The organism is Pseudomonas sp. 9.3L, from assembly GCF_058536285.1.
The window spans coordinates 640,970-663,414 of sequence record NZ_JBZUBK010000001.1; the positions used below are offsets into that span (position 1 = coordinate 640,970).

The following is a 22,445-nucleotide window of genomic DNA, read 5'->3' on the forward strand; positions in this document are numbered from 1 at the left end:
CCCGTCAGCCCGCGACCAGGACGTTCGAATGTCAGTAACAGAGGCCATTACCCCTGGCTTCATGGTTATCCATGGAAACCGCCCCGATGACCTGCGCAGCTTAGTAGTGGAATGGATGCGCCTCTATCCGCTGGCACCTCTGGAAAATGAAGTAGCGCTGGTACAGAGCAACGGCATCGCCCAGTGGCTGAAAATGGCATTGGCCGAGGATCGCGACGCGGGCGGCTGTGGCATAGCGGCCGCTATCGATGTGCAGCTACCTGGCAGTTTCATGTGGCAGTTGTACAGGGCTGTACTGGGCAAGGCCCGCATCCCCGAAACCTCGCTATTGGACAAAACGCCGCTTACCTGGCGGCTGATGCATTTATTGCCTGCCGTAATGCGAATGCCAATGTTCGAAGGGCTGGCCCGGTTCCTGGGCGATGACACCGACATGCGCAAGCGGTACCAATTAGCCCAGCGCCTGGCAGACCTGTACGACCAATATCAAGTGTATCGAGCAGACTGGCTGGAAGACTGGGCCCATGGCCGGTTTCAGCTACGTAACGCCAAAGGCCAAACCATAGCGCTACCCGAAGCCAACCTGTGGCAGGCAGCACTGTGGCAAGCCTTGTTGGAAGATGTTGGCACCGAAGGCATGGCTCAAAGCCGCGCGGGTGTGCATAACAGGTACATGAGCGTGATGGGGGAGGCCAAGGCTCCACCGCCCGGCCTCCCAAAGCGCGTGATCGTATTTGGTATCTCGTCACTCCCTGCCCAGGTACTGCATGCATTAGCCGAGTTAGCTCGTTTCACCCAGGTGCTACTGTGCGTGCACAACCCCTGCCGCCACCACTGGGCAGATATCGTGGCCGACAAAGACCTCCTGCGTCGGGAGTATCGACGCCAGCAACGCAAGACAGGAATGCCTTTAGAGATCGATGCCCACAGCCTCCACCAGCACGCTCATCCGCTGTTAGCCGCCTGGGGTAAACAAGGTCGCGATTATATCAGCCTGCTGGATGAGTTCGATCAGCCGGACAGCTACCGAGGCGCGTTCAGCGAGGGCAAGATCGACCTCTATAGCGACGGCGAGACCGCAACCCTGCTCAATCAGCTACAGAACGATATTCTGGAGCTCAGGCCCCTGCATGAAACCCAAGAGCTGTGGCCGGCGGTCAATCCGCAGTCAGATGAGTCCGTTCGCTTTCACATTGCCCACAGCCCACAGCGGGAAGTGGAGATCCTTCATGACCAGCTCCTGCAACGGTTTTCCGAAGCCCCGTCGCTGAAGCCTCGGGACATCATCGTCATGGTGCCCGACATCAATACCTATGCGCCCTATATACGGGCGGTCTTCGGGCAAGTACAACGTGATGACAAACGCCATATTCCCTTCACCCTCAATGACCAGGGCCAGCGTGGCCGCGACCCGCTACTGATTGCGTTGGAACATTTGCTGCAGTTGCCGGACAGCCGCTTCGCCGTCGGAGAGATCCTGGACCTGTTGGACGTGCCTGCCCTGCGTGCTCGCTTTGGCATTGCGGAGCAATCCCTGGCCATTCTGCATGGCTGGATAGAAGGCGCGGGCATCCGCTGGGGCCTCGATGCACGGCAACGTACGGCGCTGGGCTTGCCAGAGGGCATGGAGCAGAACAGCTGGCGCTTTGGATTACGGCGTATGCTGCTGGGGTACGCAGTGGGAGGGGGCGAGGGCTTCGATGGTATTGAGCCCTATGACGAAGTAGGTGGCTTGGATGCCTCGCTGGTTGGCCCCTTGTACGCACTCATCGACCAACTCGACACCTGGTACCAGGCGCTGGCCACGCCTGCGCCTCCTGCAGAGTGGGGCGTGCGCTTGCAGCAACTGCTAACGGACTTCTTCCTGCCCGAAGACGAGCATGCGCAGTATGTACTGATTCAGCTGGATGAGCTGCGGGATCAGTGGCTGCAGGCCTGCGAACGGGTCGGCCTAACCGATGAGCTTCCCCTGACGGTGGTGCGTGAGGCTTGGCTGGCAGGGCTGGACCAAGGCAGCCTGAACCAACGGTTCCTGGCCGGTTCAGTCAACTTCTGTACCCTTATGCCGATGCGGGCTATTCCCTTCGAAGTGGTCTGCCTGCTCGGCATGAGCGACGGCGATTACCCCCGTGCCCAATCGCCCCTGGACTTCGACCTAATGGCACAGGACTACCGCCCGGGCGACCGTTCGCGCCGTGAAGACGATCGCTACCTGCTGCTCGAAGCCGTACTGTCTGCACGCAAGCAGCTGTACATCAGCTGGGTAGGCCGCAGCATCAGGGACAATACCGAGCGGCCGCCGTCTGTGCTGGTTGGCCAGCTCCGTGACCACCTCGCCAGCGGCTGGCGTCTCCAAGGCAAGGACGCCTACGGCGATGGGCTGTTAGCCGCATTGAGTATCGAACATCCGCTACAGCCCTTCAGCATTCGGTACTTCCAGGCCGATGACGCAGGCCTGTTCAGCTATGCCCGTGAATGGCAGCGCGTGCATGAGCCGGCCCCACCGGCGATGGCGGAGCAACAGCTTCCTGCCTACGAGCCAGAGGCGCCTATCGCCCTGGAGGTACTGGGTAACTTTCTACGTAACCCGGTGAAGCATTTCTACACCCAACGGCTAAAAGTGTACTTTGAGCACGTGCAAGGCGCATTGGAAGAGGCCGAGCCGTTCACCCTCGATGGGTTACAGCACTATGGCTTGAGCAAGTACTTGCTGGAGGCGGCCATCCAGGGTGAGGCCTCCGCACTGGACACGGTGTTGCAAGCGCAGGCCACCCGCTTACAAGCCGCCGGGCGTTTACCCATGGCCGGCTTTGGGCGCTTGATGCAGGCCGAACTGATCGCACCCTTGCCAGACCTGATCGAGCGTTATCAGGCGCTTGTGCTGCGTTGGCCTCATCGGCTGCACGGCACCCTGCCGCTCCACTACGAGGCCCATGGCGTAGAGGTCGAAGGGTGGTTGGGCAACGTGCATCAAGCGGAGGATGGGACGCTGCTCAGCGTTACCCTGGTAGCCAATGCCATCAGCACACGCGGCGGCCGCAAATGGCCGCGGCTGATCGACAGTTGGGTTCAGCACCTGCTCGCCAGCGCGGCTGGTTTGGGCTTGCACACCGCTATAGTTGCCACAGACACCACTTTGTTACTTGCGCCCTTGCCGCAAACGTCGGCTGAGCAGAGCCTGGCCGACCTGCTCCAGGCGTGGAGCCTGGGCATGGCGCGCCCGTTACCGGTGGCGCCGCGCACAGCCTTTGCGTTCCTGGCAGGCAAGGACCACGACAGCAGCCTGAAAGCCGCACAGGTCGCCTACGAGGGCGGTGACTTCAATGCCGCTACAGGCGAGCGTGCGCGGGACTTGGCGCTGGCTCGGCAGTACCCTGATTTTGCCGCACTGACCGAGGATGAAACCTTCGAAGGCTGGGTTGCAACCCTCTACCAACCCCTATTCGTCGCACCGTGGGTAGACCTTCAGGCACAGGAGCAGGCGCAATGAGCACCACCACGGCGCGCCCCTTGGCGTTGACCTTTCCCCTGCAAGGCAGCCAGCTGATCGAAGCCAGTGCCGGCACCGGTAAAACCTTCACGATTTCTGCGCTCTACCTGCGCCTGGTATTGGGTCACGGGCCAGACGGCACCGGCTTTGACCGCGAATTGTTGCCCCCTCAAATTTTGGTCGTGACCTTTACCGATGCGGCCACCAAAGAGCTGCGTGACCGCATCAGAACCCGCTTGGCCCAAGCCGCGCAGTTCTTCCGTGAAGACATCCCGGCCCCTGATGCACTGGTCGATCAACTCCGCGAGCAGTACCCCCCAGAACAGTGGCCGGCCTGTGCCAGCAAACTGGACGCCGCTGCCCAGTGGATGGACGAGGCGGCAGTCTCCACGATCCATGGCTGGTGCCAACGCATGTTGCGTGAGCATGCCTTCGACAGTGGCAGCCTGTTCACTCAAACCTTGGAAACCGACCATAGCGAATTGCTCGGTGAAGTCGTGCGCGACTACTGGCGACAGTTTTGTTACGACCTGGCGGGTGACACCTTGGCGTGGGTGCGGGACAACTGGCGCTCGCCAGCGCACCTGTTTGCGCGCGTTCGCGGTTTGCTGGGCGAAGCCGGCCCGGTAGAGGAGGGCGCACACCCTGGCCAGCATATTGAAGCGGGGCTACGGCAGCGGCTGGAAGCGCTGGCCCAGTTGAAAGCACCCTGGGGGGAATGGGTCGGCGAGTTACGCGAGTTGCTGCTGCAGGGCGTAGCCAGCAAAGCCGTAGACGCCCGGAAACTGCAACCTAGGTACTTCGAGCCCTGGCTTCAGGCGTTGTCCGAGTGGCACGCCGACCCTGATCAGGTATTGCTGGACATCGGCAAAGGGTTTGAGCGGCTTACCCCCGAGGGCATGGCTGACGCCTGGAAGGCCGAGCCACCGTCGCACCAAGCGTTTGAAGCCATGGCCCTGTTGCGCGACCGGCTGCATGGCCTACCAGACCCAGGGGCTGACGCACTGGGCCACGCCGTAGGCTGGATTGCAGCACGCTTTGAAAGCGAAAAGCGACGTCGGGCTGAGATGGGCTTTGACGACATGCTCCTACGCCTCAATGCCGCATTACGGGGGGCGTCGGGTGAAGCGTTGGCGCAGGTGATCCGCGAGCAGTTCCCGGTGGCATTGATCGACGAGTTCCAAGACACCGACCCCGTCCAATACAGCATTTTCGAGCGAATCTACCGGATTGGCGAGTATCGTCCGGACGTGGGTATTTTCCTGATCGGCGATCCCAAGCAAGCCATCTATGCCTTCCGTGGCGCCGATATTCATACCTACCTACGAGCACGCCGGGCCAGTGCCGGTCGGCTGCACAGCCTGGGCACGAACTACCGTTCAAGCGACGCAATGGTGACCGCGGTGAACTGCCTGTTCGAACACGCCGAGACCCGCGCTCAGGGCCGAGGGGCGTTCCTGTTTCGCGAGGGCGATGACAACCCGGTACCCTTCCTGCCCGTGGCGGCTCAAGGTCGCAAAGACCGCTTGCAGCTAAAGGGTGCGAACCTGCCTGGCATGACGTTCTGGGCGCTGGACAGCGACAAGCCCGTGGCCAACAGCGCCTACCGCGAACAGCTGGCACCGGCCTGTGCCAGTGAAATCGTACACCTGCTGGAGCAGGGCAAGGCCGGCGCGTGTGGCTTCGTGTCCGCCGATGGCACCCTGCGTGCATTGGTCCCAGCCGATATCGCCATTCTGGTGCGCGACGGTGGCGAAGCCCAGGCGATCCGCGCTCAACTGCGGGTTCGCGGCGTACGCAGTGTGTACTTGTCAGACAAAGAGTCCGTTTTTCACAGCCAGGAAGCGCTGGACGTCCTTGCCTGGCTGCGCGCCTGTGCAGAGCCCGACGCAGACCGCCTGCTTCGAGCGGCGCTGGCCAGCGTGACCTTGGCACGGCCATTGAGCGAACTGGAAGCTCTCAACCGCGATGAGTTGGTGTGGGAAGCGAAGGTCATGCAGTTTCGTGGCTATCGCGCCCTGTGGCGCAGCCAGGGTGTGCTGAGCATGCTCAGGCGCCTGCTGCATGATTTCGACCTGCCCCTAAGGCTTACCGGCCGCCCGGACGGCGAGCGCGTCCTGACCAACCTGCTGCACCTGACCGAGCTTCTTCAGCAGGCCTCCACCGAACTGGACGGTGAGCAAGCGCTGGTGCGTCACCTGGCGGAGCGCCTGAGCAGCACCCTGGCTGGCGGTGAAGAGCAGGTAGTACGCCTCGAAAGCGACGAACAATTGGTCAAGGTCGTGACCATCCACAAATCCAAAGGCTTGGAGTACCCGCTGGTCTTCCTGCCCTTTATCTGCAGCGCCCGCCCGGTGGATGGCAGCCGGTTGCCCGTGACCTGGCACGAACGTGGCGGTGAGGTGAAGGTGTCGATGACCCCGGACGAGCAGGCTATCACTGCCGCTGATGACGAGCGCCTGGGGGAAGACCTGCGCCTGCTCTATGTCGCGCTTACCCGGGCCCAGTATGCATGCTGGCTTGGGGTGGCCGACCTGAAGCGCGGTCGTGAAAACAAATCCGCCCTGCACCGTTCCGCCCTGGGTTATTTACTCGGGGGTGGCGAACCCTTGGCAGAGTCTACCCAACTAGAGGCGTGGCTCACCGCGGTGCCCGGCAACGCCGATGCGCTAGCGGTGACCGGTGTACCGGCCGTTACCCAAGTGGTCTATACCGCGCCACGTAGCGAGCACCAGCCGCAACTGGCCCGTGAGCCGGTCAGGCGTGCCACGGAGCATTGGTGGATCGCCTCCTACAGTGCCCTGCGCATCGCCGACAGCGTGGACGGCGGCCAAGCCCCGGACAGCCTGCAAGCACAGAACCTGGTCGACGATGAGCCCCTGGGCAGCGCAACGACCACTACCGCTTCCGCTGGGCCTATTCATCAGTTCCCCCGAGGGCCACACCCCGGCACCTTCCTCCATGGCCTATTGGAATGGGCCGCCCGCGAAGGCTTCAGTGTGCTGGCCGCGCAGCCTGAACTGTTGCGCGATACCCTGGCCCGACGTTGTGCGACCCGAGGCTGGACGAGCTGGATTCCTACCCTGGAGCACTGGCTGACCGACTTGCTGCACGTTCCGTTGCCCTTGGGTGAAGCCCCTGCGGTGCAGTTGATGGCACTGGTGACCTATCGCTTCGAGATGGAGTTCTGGTTCTCTAGCCGAGAGGTGGACGTGCACCGCCTGGGCACCCTGGTCCGCCACCATACCCATCAGGGTGTCGCCCGCGCTGCGGCTGAAGGGCATCGGCTCAACGGCCTGTTCAAGGGCTTTATCGACCTCTGCTTCGAGCATGAGGGGCGGTACTACGTGGCCGATTACAAGTCCAACTGGTTAGGCGCCGACGATGCCAGCTATTCCCTGGCCGCCATGGAAGCTGCCATCCTGGAGCACCGTTACGACCTTCAGTACGTGCTCTACCTGCTGGCCCTGCACCGTCAGTTGCAGGCACGCTTGCCCGATTACGATTACGACCAGCACATGGGCGGCGCGTTGTTTGTATTCCTGCGCGGCCTGAGTGCCCGGACCCGAGGCGTTTACTTCAGCCGCCCACCCCGTGCACTTATCGAGCAGCTTGACCTGTTGTTCCAAGGTAAGTTGGAGCAACCCCTGCCCGGCGCTCAAGCCGACCTGTTCAACGGAGCCACCCCATGAGCGACCCGGCTACCCCTACCCAGTTCGATACCCACCCGCTGGCCTCCAGCGAAGGCTTGTTCCAGTTAGTGCGGCGCTGGGCGGCGCGCGGCTGGCTAAGGCCCTTGGACGAAGCCCTGGTGCGGTTTTTTGCCGAGCGGGTGCCGTCTGCCGACCCCTTGGTGCTGCTGGCCACGGCCCTGGCCAGCCACCAGCTGGGCCATGGGCACGTGTGCCTGGACCTCGCCCAGGCCCTGCTGGAGCCCGACTTCGCGTTGTCGCTGCCGCCAGAAGGTGAGGCCAGCGAGCACAACGACATACTGCCTTCGGTGGTGCTGGCCACCCTGGACCTGCCCACCTGGCAGCGCAGCCTGCACGCCTCACCCTTGATTGCTGCCGGCCCGCAGGGCGACCGCAGCCGGCCTATGGTGCTGAGTGGCAACCGCCTGTACCTACGGCGTTACTGGAACTATGAGCGTGCCGTAGATGCCGCACTGCGTGGCCGGCTGGAAGAACCCTCCCACGTACCCGAAGGCTTGCCTCAACGGCTGGCGGCGCTCTTTCCTGACAGCACCGACAACAGCATCGACTGGCAAAAGCTCGCCTGTGCGCTGGCGACGCGCGCAGCCTTCAGCATCATCACCGGCGGCCCCGGCACGGGTAAAACCACCACCGTGGTGCGCCTGCTGGCGCTGCTGCAAGGGCCACGGGTCGAGGCCAACCGGCCCCTGCGCATTCGTTTGGCCGCGCCTACCGGCAAAGCCGCAGCGCGCTTGACCGAGTCCATTGGCTTGCAGGTGCAGGGCCTCAACGTCTCGGCTGAGGTCAAGGCGCGTATCCCTACCGAAGTCACTACGGTCCACCGGTTGCTAGGCAGCCGGCCGGGCACCCGGCATTTCCGGCATCACCGCGGCAACCCGCTGCCCCTGGACGTGCTGGTGATCGATGAGGCCTCCATGATCGACCTGGAGATGATGGCCAACCTGCTCGACGCGCTGCCGCCCAGTACTCGGCTGATATTGCTGGGCGACAAAGACCAGTTGGCGTCCGTGGAAGCCGGCGCGGTACTCGGTGACCTGTGCCGTGATGCCGAGCAAGGCTATTACACCCCGCACACCCAGGCCTGGCTCGAAACCGTAACGGGGCAGCCGTTGGCGGGCGCGGGCTTGAGCGAAGGCCAACCCGGCGAGCATGCACTGGCGCAGCAACTGGTCATGCTGCGTCACTCCCGGCGTTTCGGCGAAGGCAGTGGCATCGGCGAGCTGGCGCGTTGCGTCAACCAGCAGCGGCCAGACGACGCCCGGCGGTTATTGACCGGTCGCACTTTTACCGACATCGCTACCTGCCGGTTGCAAGGTGAAGACGACCACGCCCTGGAGCGGCTATTGCTCAACGGCGCGGCCCGCAACAGCACGGGTGCCCTTGGCTACCGGCATTACCTGACCTTGCTGCGCGACCACCGGCCTGCCGCCACTGCGCCCCTCAGCGACCCCGCGTGGCTGGCCTGGGCGACCGCTGTGCTCCACGCGTTCGACAGCTTCCGCCTGCTCTGCGCCGTGCGCAAAGGGCCCTGGGGCGTGGAAGCCGTTAACCAGCGGGCTACCCGCGCCCTCTATGCCAACGGCCTGATTGAGAGCGATTACCACTGGTACGAAGGCCGCCCCGTGCTGATGACCCGCAATGACTACGGCCTGGGCCTGATGAACGGCGACATTGGCATCGCGCTGCGCCTGCCCGAAGCAGAGGGCGCCTCCTCTCCACTCACCCTGCGCGTCGCCTTCCCCCGCAACGACGGCCAGGGCGGTGTGCGCTTCGTACTGCCCAGCCGACTTACCGACGTGGAAACCGTGTACGCCATGACCGTACACAAATCCCAAGGCTCGGAGTTCGAGCACACCGCGCTGGTACTGCCTGATGTGCTAAACCCCGTGCTCACCAAAGAGCTGATCTACACCGGCATCACCCGCGCACGACGCTGGTTCACGCTCATCGAGCCACGCGCGGGCGTGTTCGAAGAGGCGGTGCGGCGCAAGGTTCGCAGGCTGAGCGGGTTGATGCTTAACGCGGAGGCGTAGGCCGGCATAGTCACTGGATAGGCGCCCGGCTATGCTGGGCGGCCACTGACTATTCAAAGGATGAAATACAGTGACCTCCACGCCCCTTGAAATCGCGATACAGCCCCTCACCGAAGTGCACCTGGCGGGTATCACTCGCCTCTATAGCGACCCGGCCGTATGCCGGCAGGTGCTCCAAATGCCTTACCAATCAATCAATGTGTGGCGCAAGCGCCTGGAAGCAAGCACCGACCGGCGCATACCACTGATCGCGCTCTACCAAGGCGAGGTAGTCGGCAACATCAGCCTTGAGCAATATTCCCGCATCCGTCAAAGCCACGTAGGCACCCTGGGTATGGGCGTCGCGCTCGAATGGCAGGGCAAAGGCATCGGCACCCGCTGCTGGAGGCAGCATTGGCCGTAGCGGACGACTGGATGAACCTGCGCCGCGTGGAGCTGACCGTCTTCGCGGACAACGAAGCCGCAAAAGCCCTGTACCGCAAATGTGGCTTCGAAGTAGAAGGCCAGCTACGCGATTACGCCGTGCGCGATGGGGTATACGTGGATGCGTTGACCATGGCGAGAATTCGGGGGTAGGGCTGAGGCGTTTTAGCCGCTAGCGGACTGCGCTAATCGCTGGCATAAAAGCCTTTAAGACTCAAATCCACTTTTCCTACAGAACCTTCAGAAGCGAGCTGACAGCGCTGCTGGGGGCTTTGTGGTTAAATTGTTCCAACCTCTTCTGAACGGTTTTATTATGCAAACCTCTACGGTAGGAGTTCTTATAGTGCCCGCAGAAGCGGTCCTGCTTTTCCATTATCGTCATCTCGTGTTTATAGGTAGCCTGAGGCAGACTCAGCGATCGGGTCGCCTAGCTGAGCTGGCTGTGTAAACTATTAGTTCGGCACATATTTAATGTTGCTTTAATGCAAGGTTGTTCGGCAGACTTATAATATTTTGCTCACGCTTTCAGTAAATACTTTTTGATTAATGGAGTTAGATTCTTCCGGCATGGTTTTTAAAGTGGGGCGGCTAAGAATTTAATTTTAGACCTCATATGGTATGAGGTACAGGGCTTAACTTGGTTTCGCTCGTCGCGCGAGTAGCTTTTTCCAAAATGCAATCAGATAATTTTTACATAAATCAGTAGTTTTTATCTTATGACTAATTAGTGAGGGTTAAAATGGCTCAAGTGGTAAATCTTGGAGTTACTTATGTTAATGCGTCTGCGATTCCGGCTGTTATAGATGACGGTTGGGAGCAGGGAGCTAATTCCTTGCCTCCCTATTTGCAAGAAATATTTCGCATCCAGAATGCAGCAAGAAATATTACATACAATGGTGGCGAGGTTTGGAGGGCGTGCGAAAGTAATGACAGCTTAGCGACCCTTGATGCAGTTTTTAAAGGTCTAAGTGGTCAATCGATGGAAAATATCAAAAAACAGTTGATCATGCATTGCATGGTGAATCGGTATATGCAGGGTAATATAGTTTTGGATGGAGCGACTGATGCTTATATTGGGGACGGAAATGGGAAGACTACTGAGGCAATCTACGGCGTTATGACGCCTGCATCATTTAATTCAGTATTGCCCATCCCCTCGAAAAAATTAGATTTCTATGGAACGCCAGTAATGCCAGTAGCGGCGATTGCCTATTGGCTATTTGGAGGTGGGAAGGATCGTAATATGCATGTAGAATCCCTTAATCTCCAGATGGTAGGGGCTGACTTTGATCCTGTTGAGCGCATACTTTCAAATTCAGCAAACGGGCCAGGAAATTATAATATCCAGAGTGCCCGCTTTGAATATAATACCTTTGATAAGTCGCCGATAAATCTACCTGCCGCAGGTACTATTGGTCGTGTGTCAGGGGCTGTAAGTGGTAGGCTTGATATTGCTAGTGACGGCTCCTACACCTTCACAGGCGCTTATGGTTTAAATCGAGATAAGTATGACGCTGATATCGGTAATCGTACAATAATGCAGGAAGCTTTAACTACTTTTCTTCGGGGGTTAGGTGACGGTTTTGGGCATGCTGACTATTATATAAATTTCATAGGTGATAAAAAAATAATATTGAAAGGGAATCGATAATTAATGCTTTTAATAAAGATGGCGGCGGGGTTTGTTTTTATAATTTTGATTGGCGGTTGTAGTGATGGTAGTAAGGACATAGGCTGCCCTACGGCGGATCAAGCATACTTTAAAAAGTCTTTGGATCTTTATTTTATGAGCCATAATGCTTCCGATATGGAAAAATATAAAATCTTAAATGGATCTCGATATAATGATAGAAATAAATGGTGGATAGTCCCTTTTGATTTAGGTGGCGAAAAGTTACAGGCTATTTTAAGTTGCGATGGACGTCTTGAAATCACTGGCCGATAACTATGAGTTGCTTGGATGTCGGAGGTGTCTGGCCATGGTCAACGGTCTATCAACGGTTTCGTGAGGGGAGTAATCAAGGTACGTTCGATCAGGTGCGACGTCGGGTGCTCAAGCGCCTGCATGTTCGGCTCAATGAACAAGGACTTATCGACGTGCAGACTTGGATGATCGACTCCACAGCGATACGCGCCACCCGAGCTGCCAGCGGCGCCGGGGAAAAAGGGGGCTTGAAGAACCCGAAGACCATGCGCTCGGCCGTAGCCGGGGGTGGACTGACAACCAAGATTCACATGCTGTGCGACGCTAACTTCATACCGTTGCGCTTCCTGCTTTCAGGTGGGAACGCCAGCGACATCAGCTACACGCAACCACTCCTCGACGGGGCCTATGTCTCTACGCTGCGCGGCCTCCCTTGTAAGCGCTGCGTAAGTACTGTAACCGTTACCGCATGCAGCCGGTAATCCCGCTCAGGGTCATGAAGCGCAAGCCCCGGCCGGGGCTGCCTCGTTTATTTGTCAAATCTAAATATACGCAGCGAAACATCATCGAGCGGATGTTTGGTTGGCTTAAAGAGAATCGCCGAATCGGGACTCGCTACGACAAGCTGGCCAGAAGCTGGCCTGCAATGGTTTCACTCGCCTGCTCGCTGCGGTGTTTGCGACAGTCAATTTCGTACAGAGCCTAAGTCAATATTCCGAGCCGGCCCACCCATCAACACCCCCCGCTGTGCCTCGGTCTGCGCCCTGATGTAATCCCACAACAAGGTAATCCGCTTCAGCTTGCGCAAGTCCTCCCGGCAGTACATCCAGAACTGCCGGGTGACGGTGATCTGGTCTTGAAGTACGGGCACCAGGTTAGGCGCGGTGGCGGCCAGGAAGCAGGGCAGAATGGCCAAGCCATAGCCTTGCTGGGCTGCCACCATCTGCGCCACGACGCTGGTGCTGCGCAGCCGGGCGCTGGCGGCGGGCAGCAGGTGGTTGAGGTACAGCAGCTCAGCGCTGAAGGCCAGGTCGTCCACGTAACTGACAAAAGGGTGTGCGGGCAGTTGCGCCGCGTCGGTGATAGGCGGGTGACGCGCCAGGTACTCGGCGGTGGCGTACAGCCGCAGGTTGTAATCGGTGAGCTTGCAACAGACATAAGGCCCGTGCTCGGGGCGTTCCAGCGCGATAACGATATCGGCTTCACGTTTGGACAAGCTGATGAAGTGGGGCAGGGGCAGGATGTCCACCGAAATCGCGGGGTATTGCTCCACGAAATGGCTAAGCAGCGGTGTGATAAAAAAACTGCCAAACCCCTCGGTGCAGCCCATGCGCACATGGCCAGACGGCGCCAGCCCGGAGCCTGTGACCTGCTCGCACGCCATGTGCAACGTGCTTTCAATGGCCTCGGCGTAGCCCAGTAAACGCTGGCCCTCGGTGGTCAGGCTAAAGCCATTGGTGCGGGACTTTTCAAACAGCAGCGTACCCAGCGAAGCCTCCAACGCATTGATGCGCCGCGAGACCGTGGTGTAGTCGACGCCCAGGCGTTTGGCGGCGCTGCTTGCCTTGCGTAGGCGCGCCACCTCCAGGAAAAACTTCAAGTCATCCCAGTTCAGGCTGGCCAGAGAAGTGATGTGTTTTTGCATGATGATCCGGCTTATATCTGCGTTTTTATTGGAAATTTGCCTACCTATACTTCAAGCGGGTTTTACACGCCAGGCTTTCAGCCACGCCGGCCTGCGAATAACAACAATCACGCGGAGGCAACAGATGAAAGCGTCACTTCCCTCGGGCGATACCCAGGTCACGTCTGCACAGCTGCTCATCAATGGCGAGTGGGTAGCCTCCACCACTACCCAGTGGCAAGAGGTGATAAACCCGGCCACCCAACAGGTGCTGGCCAAGGTGCCCTTCGCCACCCCTGAAGAGGTCAATGCCGCCATCGCAGCGGCTGAAGCGGCCTTCGTACACTGGCGTGCCACGCCTATCGGCGCGCGTATACGCATCATGCTCAAGCTGCAGGCGTTGATTCGGGAGCACAGCTCACGCATTGCCGCCGTGCTTAGTGCTGAGCAAGGCAAAACCCTGGCCGATGCCGAAGGGGATATCTTCCGTGGGCTTGAGGTAGTGGAGCACGCCTGCTCGGTGGGTAGCCTGCAAATGGGCGAGTTCGCCGAAAACGTGGCCGGGGGCGTCGACACCTATACCTTGCGCCAGCCTATCGGCGTGTGTGCCGGTATCACACCGTTCAACTTCCCGGCGATGATTCCGCTGTGGATGTTCCCCATGGCGATCGTGTGCGGCAACACCTTCGTGCTCAAGCCCTCCGAGCAAGACCCGCTCTCTACGCTGGAATTGGTGAGGCTTGCGCTAGAGGCCGGTGTGCCGCCCGGTGTGCTGAACGTGGTCCATGGCGGTAAAGAGGTGGTAGACGCACTCTGCTCCCATCCTACGATCAAGGCCGTGTCGTTCGTGGGCTCTACCGCGGTAGGTACGCATGTGTACAACCTGGCCGGCCAACACGGCAAGCGGGTACAGGCCATGATGGGCGCGAAGAACCACGCAGTGGTGCTGCCCGATGCCAACCGCGAGCAAACCTTGAATGCTTTAGTAGGCGCGGCGTTCGGCGCTGCGGGCCAACGCTGCATGGCCACCTCGGTGGCGGTGATGGTAGGCAGCAGCCGTGAGTGGATACCCGCGCTTAAAGCTTTGGCGCAGCGCTTGAAGGTCAATGCAGGCAGCGAGGCGGGCACAGACGTCGGCCCGTTGATTTCGCGAAAGGCCAAAGCCCGGGTAGAGGCGCTGATCCAGAGCGGCGTGGAAGAAGGCGCCCGGCTCGAAGTGGACGGGCGGGGGGTGAGCGTACCGGGGTTCGAGCAGGGCAACTTCGTGGGCCCCACGCTGTTCACCGGTGTGACCACCGACATGCGCATCTACACCGAGGAGATTTTCGGCCCTGTGCTGGTGGTGCTGGAGGTGGCCACGCTGGACGAGGCGATCGCACTGGTAAACCGCAATCCCTTCGGCAACGGCACGGGCCTGTTCACCCAAAGCGGGGCGGCCGCGCGCACGTTCCAGAGTGAAATCGATGTGGGGCAGGTGGGCATTAACATTCCCATTCCAGTACCAGTCCCAGCCTTCAGCTTTACCGGCTCACGCGGTTCCAAGTTGGGCGACCTCGGCCCCTATGGCAAACAAGTGGTGCAGTTCTATACCCAGACCAAAACGGTGACCGCCCGTTGGTTCGACGACGCCAGCGTTAATACCGGTGTGAACACTACCATTCACCTGCGCTAGGAGGCGGCGATGAACATTGCATTCATAGGGCTGGGCAACATGGGCGCACCCATGGCCCGCAATTTGATTCAGGCAGGGCACAGCCTGCTGCTGGTAGACCTTGATCGCGCCATCGTGGCGCAGCTGAGTGCGCTGGGCGCGGAGGCGGCAGCGTCGCCGCGCCAGGCTGCGGAGCAGGCGGAGTTGGTGATTACCATGCTGCCCGCTGCGGCCCATGTGCGGGCGGTGTTCCATGGGCCGGAGGGCGTGTTGGCGGGTATCCGGGCGGGTACGCCGGTCGTGGATTGCAGCACCATCGATCCCCAGACCTCGCGGGATCTGCACGCCGTCGCTGAAGCCCAGGGCGTAGCGTTTGCTGATGCGCCGGTGTCGGGTGGCACCGGTGGCGCCCAGGCAGGCACCCTCACCTTCATGGTGGGTGCGAGCGAGGCCTTGTTCACGGTGTTGCAGCCGGTACTGGCGCAGATGGGTAAAAACATCGTGCACTGCGGCAGCGTGGGTACAGGTCAGGTGGCGAAGATCTGCAACAACCTGCTGTTGGGCATTTCCATGATCGGCGTGGCCGAAGCCATGGCGTTGGGCAATGCCTTGGGTATCGACCCTCACGTGCTGGCGGGGGTGATCAGCAGCTCCACCGGGCGGTGCTGGAGTGCCGATACCTACAACCCCTGGCCCGGCATCATTGCCACCGCGCCCGCCAGCCGGGGGTACAGCGGTGGCTTCGGTGCCCGCCTCATGCTTAAGGACCTGGGCCTCGCTACGGAGGCTGCCAAGCAGGCCAATCAACCCGTGATGATGGGTGCCTTGGCCCAGCAGCTGTACCAGGCCATGGACGTGCGCGGCGACGGTGGGCTGGATTTCTCGGCCATCATCAAAGGCTACCAGCCCGCTGCCAAACCAGGCCTATAGCGCGCTTAGAGGCGCTTCATCGACGCAGGGCTGAGCATGCGCACGCGCTGGATCTGAAAATCGCGCTCCAGGTACGTCATGCGGGCTTCGAAAAAAGCCTGCATGTGCGGCAGCCCCGAATGCACCTCCAGCGCGGCCTTGCTCTCCCAGACCTCAAAGAATACGAACAGGCTGGGGTCGTCTTCATCCTGCAGCATGTGGTACTCCACGCATCCCACCTCGCTACGGCTGGCCTCCACATAGCCTAGAAACAGTGACTTGAAGGCCTCCGCTTGCGCGGGGTGGGTCTTGGCTTGAAGGATAAAACCGTAGGGCTCACTCATGCACGCGCCTCCTCGAAAAGAGCCTAATGCTACCGCAACAATCGCCGTTTGATTTTTGCGTTCAGGGAACAACCGAATTGCGCCTCGAAGGGTTTTTCTTTACAGCGCCACTGGGTAGGCTGCGCCCCATTCCAGTATTCGATGAGGCTAGGCCGATGAACATCCTGCTACTCAATGGCGGCAAACAATTCGCACACTCCGCAGGCCGTTACAACGAAACCTTGCACGACGCCGCGCTGGCCTGGCTGGACCGCGCCGGCCATCACGTTCAAGCCACCTTTATCGACGGCGGTTACGACATCGCCGCCGAGGTAGGCAAATGGCAGTGGGCAGACGTAGTGATCTACCAGATGCCGGGCTGGTGGATGGGCGCGCCCTGGACAGTAAAAAAGTACATCGACGAAGTGTTCACCGAAGGCCATGGCAGCTTGTATGCCAACGACGGCCGTACCCGCTCGGACGCCTCCCAGCGGTATGGCAGTGGTGGGTTGCTTCAGGGCAAGCGCTACATGCTCTCGGCAACCTGGAACGCGCCCCAGCAAGCCTTCGATGACCCTCAGGACTTCTTCGAGGGCAAAGGTGTAGACGCCGTGTATTTCCCCTTCCACAAGGCCCATCAGTTCCTTGGCATGACCGCGCTGCCGACGTTCCTGGCGGTAGACGTCATGAAGCAGCCCAACATCGAGGCCGATGTGGCGCGCTATCAACAGCACTTGGCCGCTGTGTTAAAACAGGCGTAATTTTTTGCCAGGCGCCTGATGTGAAAGCCCGCTCCGACGAACTCCATCTCTTTGTGACTGTGATCGAAGCGGGCTCGCTGTCTGCGGCCGCCGAGCAGGCAGGGCAGTCACCCTCGGCAGTAAGCCGGGCGCTGGCGCGGCTTGAAGCCAAGCTGGGCACCACCTTGATCAACCGCACTACGCGGCGCATGAGCCTGACCGAAGAAGGCCGGTACTTCTTCGAGCGGGCCAAGGCCATTCTTCAAGACATGGACGCGCTGGAAGAACACCTCGCCTTGCGCCAGCAGGCCCCGTCCGGGCGCTTGCGGATCAACGCCGCCTCGCCGTTCATGCTCCATGCCATCGTGCCCCACGTGGCAGAGTTTCGAGCGCGCTACCCCGACATCATGCTGGAGCTCAACACCAACGACCTGGTGATCGACCTGCTCGAAGAAGGCACTGACGTGGCGATCCGTATCGGGCCCCTGGCCGACTCCACCTTGCACGCCCGGCCGTTGGGGTTCAGCCCCATTAACGTGCTGGCAAGCCCCGCGTACCTCCAGCGCCACGGTACGCCCCGGCGCGTGGAGGACCTGCTCACCCACCACCTGTTGGGCTTTACGCGCAACGATAATCTCAACCAGTGGCCCTTGCGCCACGAAGGCGGTGACCGCTGGCCCATCACGCCGGTGCTGGCGGCCTCCAGTGGCGACACCCTGCGCGAGTTGGCCCTGGCCGGCGAGGGCATCGTGTGCTTGTCCCACTTCATGACCCACCACGACATTCGGGAGGGCCGCCTGCGTGTGCTGCTGTCCCACGCCATCAGCGGCCAGGGCCAGCCCATCCATGCGGTGTACTACCGCAACACGCAACTGGCGCTGCGCATCCAGTGCTTCCTCGACTTCATCCAGGACACGCTCAAAGCCTACGCTCGCTAGCGTGGCACCTTTGCCGAAGGTCGGTTTATAGGCCTTAATTGAGTGCGGATACTTCACAACAAGGACACTCGATGCGTCTCGTACTTTGCAAAACCCTGGTTGCTACGGCGGTACTGGTTGCCTCAAGCGGGAGCTGGGCCAGTGCCTTGCCTGCGGGCGCGGTGGCCGCACCGGATCGCTATGGCGCAGAAGTGGCCGAGGCCATTCTCAAACGTGGCGGCAACGCAGTCGATGCTGCGGTCGCCACTGCCTTCACCCTGGCGGTGACCTACCCTGAAGCCGGCAACCTGGGGGGCGGCGGTTTCATGACCCTGTTCGTCAACGGCAAGCCCTACTTCCTCGATTACCGCGAGACCGCGCCACGGGCGGCCACCCGTGACATGTACCTGAACGACAAGGGCGAAGTGCTGCCGGATGCGAGCCTGGTAGGGGCCAGGGCGGCAGGTATACCGGGTACGGTGATGGGGCTGTGGGAGGCGCACAAGCGCTTCGGCAAGCTGCCGTGGGCAGAGCTGCTAACCCCTGCCATTGGTTATGCCAAGCGCGGATTCATCGCGGCGCAACAGCAGTACCAGTACCGTGAAGATGCCATCGCGCTGTTCAAGGGCAGCACCAATTTCTCTGATTACTTCGGCTCGCTGAAAGCCGGTGAGCGCTTTACCCAGCCAGAGCTGGCGCTCACCCTGGAGCGCATTGCCGACCACGGCGTGAGTGAGTTCTACCAGGGCAAAACCGCTCAGCTGCTGGTGGCACAGATGAAACGGGACAACGGCTTGATGACCGCCGCCGACCTTAAAGGCTACAAAGCGCAGTGGCGCGAACCGCTAAAAATCGACTGGCGTGGGAATGCGGTGTACACCGCGCCGCTGCCAAGCTCCGGTGGCATCGCATTGGCCCAACTGCTGGGCATCAAGGAGCGCCGCAGCAGTGACTTCAAGGGCGTGCCTCTCAATTCCGCACGCTATATCCACCTGCTGGCCGAAATTGAAAAGCGGGTGTTCGCTGACCGTGCCGATTACTTGGGCGACCCCGACTTCAACAAGGTACCCGTGGGCATGCTCACCGCGCCGGCCTACCTGGACCGCCGCGCCGCTGAAATCAACCCGACCCAGATTTCTGCGACCGAGCAGGTGCGCCCAGGGCTTGAAACGCACCAGACCACTCACTTCTCCATTCTCGACAAGGACGGCAACGCCGTCAGCAACACTTACACGCTCAACTTCGACTACGGTAGTGGCGTTGTGGTGAAGGGCGCAGGCTTTTTGCTAAACGATGAAATGGACGACTTCAGCGCCAAGCCTGGCGTGGCCAACGGCTTCGGTGTGGTGGGCAGTGATGCCAACGCGATTGCCCCTGGCAAGCGCATGTTGTCCTCCATGAGCCCGACCATCGTGACCCGCGATGGCAAGGTAACGCTGGTGGTCGGCACACCGGGTGGTTCGCGGATCTTCACCACGGTGTTCCAGGTGATGAACAACCTGTACGACTACCACCTCACGCCGGTCGAAGCCGTGACCGTGCAGCGGGTACACCACCAGTTGCTGCCCAAGGACACGATCTACTACGACGCCCTGGCACCTTTGCAAGGCGAGGCAGCGGATGACCTCAAAAGCATGGGGTATACCCTCAAAGACCAGGGTTGGTTGATGGGCAACGTACAGTTGATTCGGGTGCAGAACGGTCAATTGGAGACGGCATCCGATCCACGAGGGCGTGGGGAAGGGCGGATCGTCCATTAACTTCTCAGTAGGCAGCGAGCCTGCGAGCAGGGCCAATGTGGCCCCGCCGCAGGCTTGCCAGTGCTTAGGCTGTTCACGCGACGGGTTGGGTGCTCCACTCGCCGTTGACCAACCGTTGCAGGCCCAGCGGGTTAGCGTTTTGCAGCGCTTCGGGCAGCAACGCGTCTGGGTAGTTCTGGAAGCAGATCGGGCGCAGGTAGCGGTCGATGGCCAGAGTACCTACGGAGGTGCCACGGGCATCGGAGGTGGCCGGGAATGGGCCGCCGTGCACCATGGCGTCGCACACTTCCACGCCGGTAGGGTAGCCGTTCACCAGGATACGGCCCACCTTGTGCTCCAGGATCGGAGTGAGCCACTGGTAGGCGTTGAGGTCTGCCGCTTCACCGATCAGGGTAGCGGTCAGTTGCCCGCGCAGGCCAAGCAAGGCTTGCTTGAGTTGCGCATCGTCTTCCACTTCCACCACCACGGTGGTGGGCCCGAACACTTCTTCCTGCAGCAGTGCATCACCGGTCAGCAACAACGACACATCTGCCTTGAACAGTTGCGCCTGTGCCTGCTGGCCCTCTTGGGTGTTACCGGCCAGGTGGGTGATGCTTGGGTGGTTGTGCAAGTGCTCTACGCCCTTGCCGTAGCTGTGCAGGCCACCAGCGTTGAGCATGGTCTGCGCCGCCTGCCCACCGATCTCGGTTTTCAGCGCGTCCAGGAACTCGCTGAAGGCTGGAGACTTGACGCCGATTACCAAGCCGGGGTTGGTACAGAACTGGCCAGCGCCCATGCACACCGAACCTGCCAGCTCCTTGGCCACCGTAGCCCCACGGGCTTTTAACGCCTCAGGTAGCACGATCACGGGGTTGATGCTGGACATCTCGGCGAACACCGGAATGGGTTGTGGGCGCTCGGCAGCGATCTTGCACAGCGCGGTACCGCCACCCAGGGAGCCGGTGAAGCCCACGGCCTGAATGGCCGGGTGCTTGACCAAGGCTTCGCCGACACGGCTACCGAAAATCATGTTGAACACGCCCTTGGGCATGCCGGTACGCTCGGCCGCCTTGGTGATAGCGGTGCCGACCAGGTCAGCAGTAGCCATGTGGCCACTGTGTGCCTTGACTACGACTGGGCAGCCAGCGGCAAACGCAGAGGCTGTGTCGCCGCCGGCGGTGGAGAAGGCCAATGGGAAGTTGCTGGCACCGAACACAGCGACCGGGCCTACGCCGATGCGGTACTGGCGCAGGTCCAGGCGCGGCAGGGGCTTGCGGTCGGGCAAGGGCAGGTCAATGCGCGCCCCCAGGTAATCGCCACGGCGCAGTACCTTGGCGAACAGGCGCATCTGGCCACTGGTGCGGCCGCGCTCACCCTGGATACGGGCAGCAGGCAATGCAGTTTCGCGGCACACAATGGCCACGAAGTCGTCGCCCAAGGCGTCCAGCTCATCAGCAACAGCATCGAGGAACTCAGCACGGCGTGCGGGGCTCAACTGACGGAATTCGATATAAGCCGCTTCAGCGGCGGTGGCGGCAGCGTCAACTTCAGCCTCGGTGGCTTGGTAGAAGGCATAGGGCAGGGCTTCGCCGCTGCTGGCGTCTATGCTCTTGAGGCTAGGCTGGCCAAGGGCGCTACGGGCACCGTTGATAAAGTTGTGTCCGAGAACGTCAGGCATTGTTGTCTCCTTGTTCGATTAACGGTAAACGAGGGGTGCCACGAGGATAGCGGCATCCAGACGGGCAACGCTTCGATGGCCGTGTTGACGGACATCATACAACCTGACCCTCGTATGGCCAAGCGCAGCCATCACGGCAGCCCTCACAGGGCAGCACCTGGGCTGTTTTACCGTACTTTGTGCTGGATTTGATACAGATACCTTAAAGCGCTAGCGCTGTGCCGCCCACTCTGTTTACAGTGCCGCTGGTCCGCTTAATACGCATTACAACAGGGACACCCCTCTCAATGGCTGCTGTACCTTTGCTCATTTGCGACGATTCGAACATGGCCCGCAAGCAGTTGCTCCGCGCACTGCCCGAAGGCCTCGACGTCACCATTACCCAGGCCGAAAACGGCCGCCTCGGCCTGGATGCCATCCGCCGTGGCCAAGGTGCCGTCGTACTGCTCGACCTCACCATGCCGGAAATGGACGGCTATCAGGTGCTGGCGGCCATTCGTGAGGAGCGGCTACCGGCGCGCGTGATCGTAGTCTCTGGTGACGTGCAAGACGAAGCCGTTCGCCGGGTCATGGCCCTGGGTGCTACCACCTTCCTGAAGAAGCCAGCCAACGCCGATGAGCTGCGCCAGGCGCTCGCCCGCTGCGGGTTGATGGGGCAGCCGGGTACGACCGGCCCCAACGCCGCAGCGCAAATGACCATCGGCTTCAATGATGCCTTTCGCGAAACCATCAACGTCGCCATGGGCCGCGCCGCTGCGTTATTGGCCAAGGTACTGAACGTGTTCGTCGAGCTGCCGTTGCCTAACGTCAACGTGCTGGAAGTGGGCGAGCTGCACATGGCCCTGGCCGATGCTCAGCAAGGCAACCAGTTAACCGCCATTTGCCAGGGCTATATCGGCGAAGGCATTGCAGGCGAAGCCCTGCTGATGTTCCACGACAGCAACATGCTGGACATGGCGCGCCTGATGCGTCAGGAGCAAAGGGACAGCAACCAGTCCGAAATGCTGATTGACCTCTCTGCATTGCTGATTGGCGCCTGCCTCAGCGGCATTGGCGAGCAGATCGATGTGACCTTTTCCTTGAGTCACCCACAAGTCCTGGGTGAGCATGCGCACATCAGCGACTTGATTCAGCTCAACCGTCATCGCTGGAAGCAAACCCTGGCCGTGGAAATCAGCTACAGCGTGGAAGGGCACGATATCCATTTCAACCTGTTGCTGCTGTTTACAGAAACCTCCCTGGCTAAGCTCAAGGCCAAGCTCGCGTACATGATGGACTGAC

Annotated in this window: 14 protein-coding genes and 2 pseudogenes; 13 read left to right on the plus strand and 3 right to left on the minus strand. The window is 60.6% G+C overall.

Annotation, left to right across the window (positions count from 1 at the left end):
• Positions 1-28: 28 nt before the first annotated feature.
• From recC to AC4LE2_RS02830, 7 genes and pseudogenes are all read left to right on the plus strand, one after another.
• Entirely contained in the window at positions 29-3,490 is a 3,462-nt protein-coding gene (gene recC / locus AC4LE2_RS02800; RefSeq protein WP_491823995.1) for an exodeoxyribonuclease V subunit gamma, read from the plus strand.
• Positions 3,487-7,182: an exodeoxyribonuclease V subunit beta gene (recB, locus tag AC4LE2_RS02805; protein WP_491823996.1), complete on the plus strand. Its 3,696-nt coding sequence runs from the start codon at positions 3,487-3,489 to the stop codon at positions 7,180-7,182. The genes recC and recB overlap by 4 nt, the downstream gene beginning before the upstream one ends.
• The gene (gene recD / locus AC4LE2_RS02810) at positions 7,179-9,236 is read left to right on the plus strand and encodes an exodeoxyribonuclease V subunit alpha (protein ID WP_491823997.1); all 2,058 of its coding nucleotides are present in this window, start codon (positions 7,179-7,181) and stop codon (positions 9,234-9,236) included. The genes recB and recD overlap by 4 nt, the downstream gene beginning before the upstream one ends.
• A gap of 70 nt (positions 9,237-9,306) precedes the next feature.
• Positions 9,307-9,812 (plus strand): annotated as a pseudogene (locus AC4LE2_RS02815) (GNAT family N-acetyltransferase).
• Between the two features lie 586 nt (positions 9,813-10,398).
• Entirely contained in the window at positions 10,399-11,310 is a 912-nt protein-coding gene (locus tag AC4LE2_RS02820; protein ID WP_491823998.1) for a lipid II-degrading bacteriocin, read from the plus strand.
• A 3-nt stretch (positions 11,311-11,313) separates the two neighbouring features.
• On the plus strand, positions 11,314-11,604 hold the full coding sequence (locus tag AC4LE2_RS02825) for a hypothetical protein (RefSeq protein ID WP_491823999.1): 291 nt from the start codon (positions 11,314-11,316) through the stop codon (positions 11,602-11,604).
• A gap of 32 nt (positions 11,605-11,636) precedes the next feature.
• Positions 11,637-12,289, plus strand: a pseudogene (locus tag AC4LE2_RS02830) (IS5 family transposase); the annotation flags it as partial.
• Here the strand turns inward: AC4LE2_RS02830 and AC4LE2_RS02835 are convergent.
• Positions 12,269-13,228: a LysR family transcriptional regulator gene (locus tag AC4LE2_RS02835; protein ID WP_491824000.1), complete on the minus strand. Its 960-nt coding sequence runs from the start codon at positions 13,226-13,228 to the stop codon at positions 12,269-12,271. The pseudogene AC4LE2_RS02830 and the gene AC4LE2_RS02835 sit on opposite strands and share 21 nt — an antisense overlap.
• A gap of 124 nt (positions 13,229-13,352) precedes the next feature.
• Here AC4LE2_RS02835 and AC4LE2_RS02840 point away from each other — a divergent pair, with 124 nt between their 5' ends.
• Together AC4LE2_RS02840 and mmsB are read left to right on the plus strand one after the other, a co-directional pair.
• Entirely contained in the window at positions 13,353-14,879 is a 1,527-nt protein-coding gene (locus AC4LE2_RS02840) for a CoA-acylating methylmalonate-semialdehyde dehydrogenase (protein ID WP_491824001.1), read from the plus strand.
• Between the two features lie 9 nt (positions 14,880-14,888).
• Positions 14,889-15,788, plus strand: a complete 900-nt coding sequence (gene mmsB / locus AC4LE2_RS02845) for a 3-hydroxyisobutyrate dehydrogenase (protein WP_491824002.1) — start codon at positions 14,889-14,891, stop codon at positions 15,786-15,788.
• A gap of 5 nt (positions 15,789-15,793) precedes the next feature.
• On the opposite strand, the gene AC4LE2_RS02850 is transcribed toward mmsB, so the two are convergent.
• Entirely contained in the window at positions 15,794-16,111 is a 318-nt protein-coding gene (locus AC4LE2_RS02850; RefSeq protein ID WP_491824003.1) for a putative quinol monooxygenase, read from the minus strand.
• 155 nt (positions 16,112-16,266) lie between these two features.
• Between AC4LE2_RS02850 and mdaB the strand changes: the two genes are divergently transcribed.
• The 3 genes from mdaB (at position 16,267) to ggt (ending at position 19,507) form a co-directional block, all read left to right on the plus strand.
• On the plus strand, positions 16,267-16,851 hold the full coding sequence (gene mdaB, locus AC4LE2_RS02855; protein ID WP_491824004.1) for an NADPH:quinone oxidoreductase MdaB: 585 nt from the start codon (positions 16,267-16,269) through the stop codon (positions 16,849-16,851).
• Positions 16,852-16,871: 20 nt separating this feature from the next.
• Positions 16,872-17,768 (plus strand): LysR substrate-binding domain-containing protein, encoded by an 897-nt coding sequence (locus AC4LE2_RS02860; RefSeq protein WP_491824005.1) that lies wholly within the window; start codon positions 16,872-16,874, stop codon positions 17,766-17,768.
• 71 nt (positions 17,769-17,839) lie between these two features.
• Complete coding sequence (gene ggt, locus AC4LE2_RS02865; RefSeq protein WP_491824006.1) at positions 17,840-19,507, plus strand: gamma-glutamyltransferase; 1,668 nt, start codon at positions 17,840-17,842, stop codon at positions 19,505-19,507.
• Between the two features lie 73 nt (positions 19,508-19,580).
• Here the strand turns inward: ggt and AC4LE2_RS02870 are convergent, their stop codons facing one another.
• Positions 19,581-21,164 (minus strand): aldehyde dehydrogenase (NADP(+)), encoded by a 1,584-nt coding sequence (locus AC4LE2_RS02870; protein ID WP_491824007.1) that lies wholly within the window; start codon positions 21,162-21,164, stop codon positions 19,581-19,583.
• A 287-nt stretch (positions 21,165-21,451) separates the two neighbouring features.
• Between AC4LE2_RS02870 and AC4LE2_RS02875 the strand changes: the two genes are divergently transcribed.
• A complete protein-coding gene (locus tag AC4LE2_RS02875) occupies positions 21,452-22,444 on the plus strand; it encodes a response regulator (protein WP_491824008.1) in 993 nt (330 codons plus the stop codon).
• The last annotated feature ends 1 nt before the right edge of the window (position 22,445 follow it).

Excerpts from the sequence above, each read along its gene's own strand:
- recD (WP_491823997.1), top strand. The coding sequence starts at position 7,179 with ATGAGCGACCCGGCTACCCCTACCCAGTTCGATACCCACCCGCTGGCC.
- recB (WP_491823996.1), top strand. The coding sequence starts at position 3,487 with ATGAGCACCACCACGGCGCGCCCCTTGGCGTTGACCTTTCCCCTGCAA.
- AC4LE2_RS02875 (WP_491824008.1), top strand. The coding sequence starts at position 21,452 with ATGGCTGCTGTACCTTTGCTCATTTGCGACGATTCGAACATGGCCCGC.
- ggt (WP_491824006.1), top strand. The coding sequence starts at position 17,840 with ATGCGTCTCGTACTTTGCAAAACCCTGGTTGCTACGGCGGTACTGGTT.
- AC4LE2_RS02840 (WP_491824001.1), top strand. The coding sequence starts at position 13,353 with ATGAAAGCGTCACTTCCCTCGGGCGATACCCAGGTCACGTCTGCACAG.
- recC (WP_491823995.1), top strand. The coding sequence starts at position 29 with ATGTCAGTAACAGAGGCCATTACCCCTGGCTTCATGGTTATCCATGGA.
- AC4LE2_RS02870 (WP_491824007.1), bottom strand. The coding sequence starts at position 21,164 with ATGCCTGACGTTCTCGGACACAACTTTATCAACGGTGCCCGTAGCGCC.
- mdaB (WP_491824004.1), top strand. The coding sequence starts at position 16,267 with ATGAACATCCTGCTACTCAATGGCGGCAAACAATTCGCACACTCCGCA.
- AC4LE2_RS02820 (WP_491823998.1), top strand. The coding sequence starts at position 10,399 with ATGGCTCAAGTGGTAAATCTTGGAGTTACTTATGTTAATGCGTCTGCG.
- AC4LE2_RS02835 (WP_491824000.1), bottom strand. The coding sequence starts at position 13,228 with ATGCAAAAACACATCACTTCTCTGGCCAGCCTGAACTGGGATGACTTG.
- mmsB (WP_491824002.1), top strand. The coding sequence starts at position 14,889 with ATGAACATTGCATTCATAGGGCTGGGCAACATGGGCGCACCCATGGCC.
- AC4LE2_RS02825 (WP_491823999.1), top strand. The coding sequence starts at position 11,314 with ATGCTTTTAATAAAGATGGCGGCGGGGTTTGTTTTTATAATTTTGATT.
- AC4LE2_RS02850 (WP_491824003.1), bottom strand. The coding sequence starts at position 16,111 with ATGAGTGAGCCCTACGGTTTTATCCTTCAAGCCAAGACCCACCCCGCG.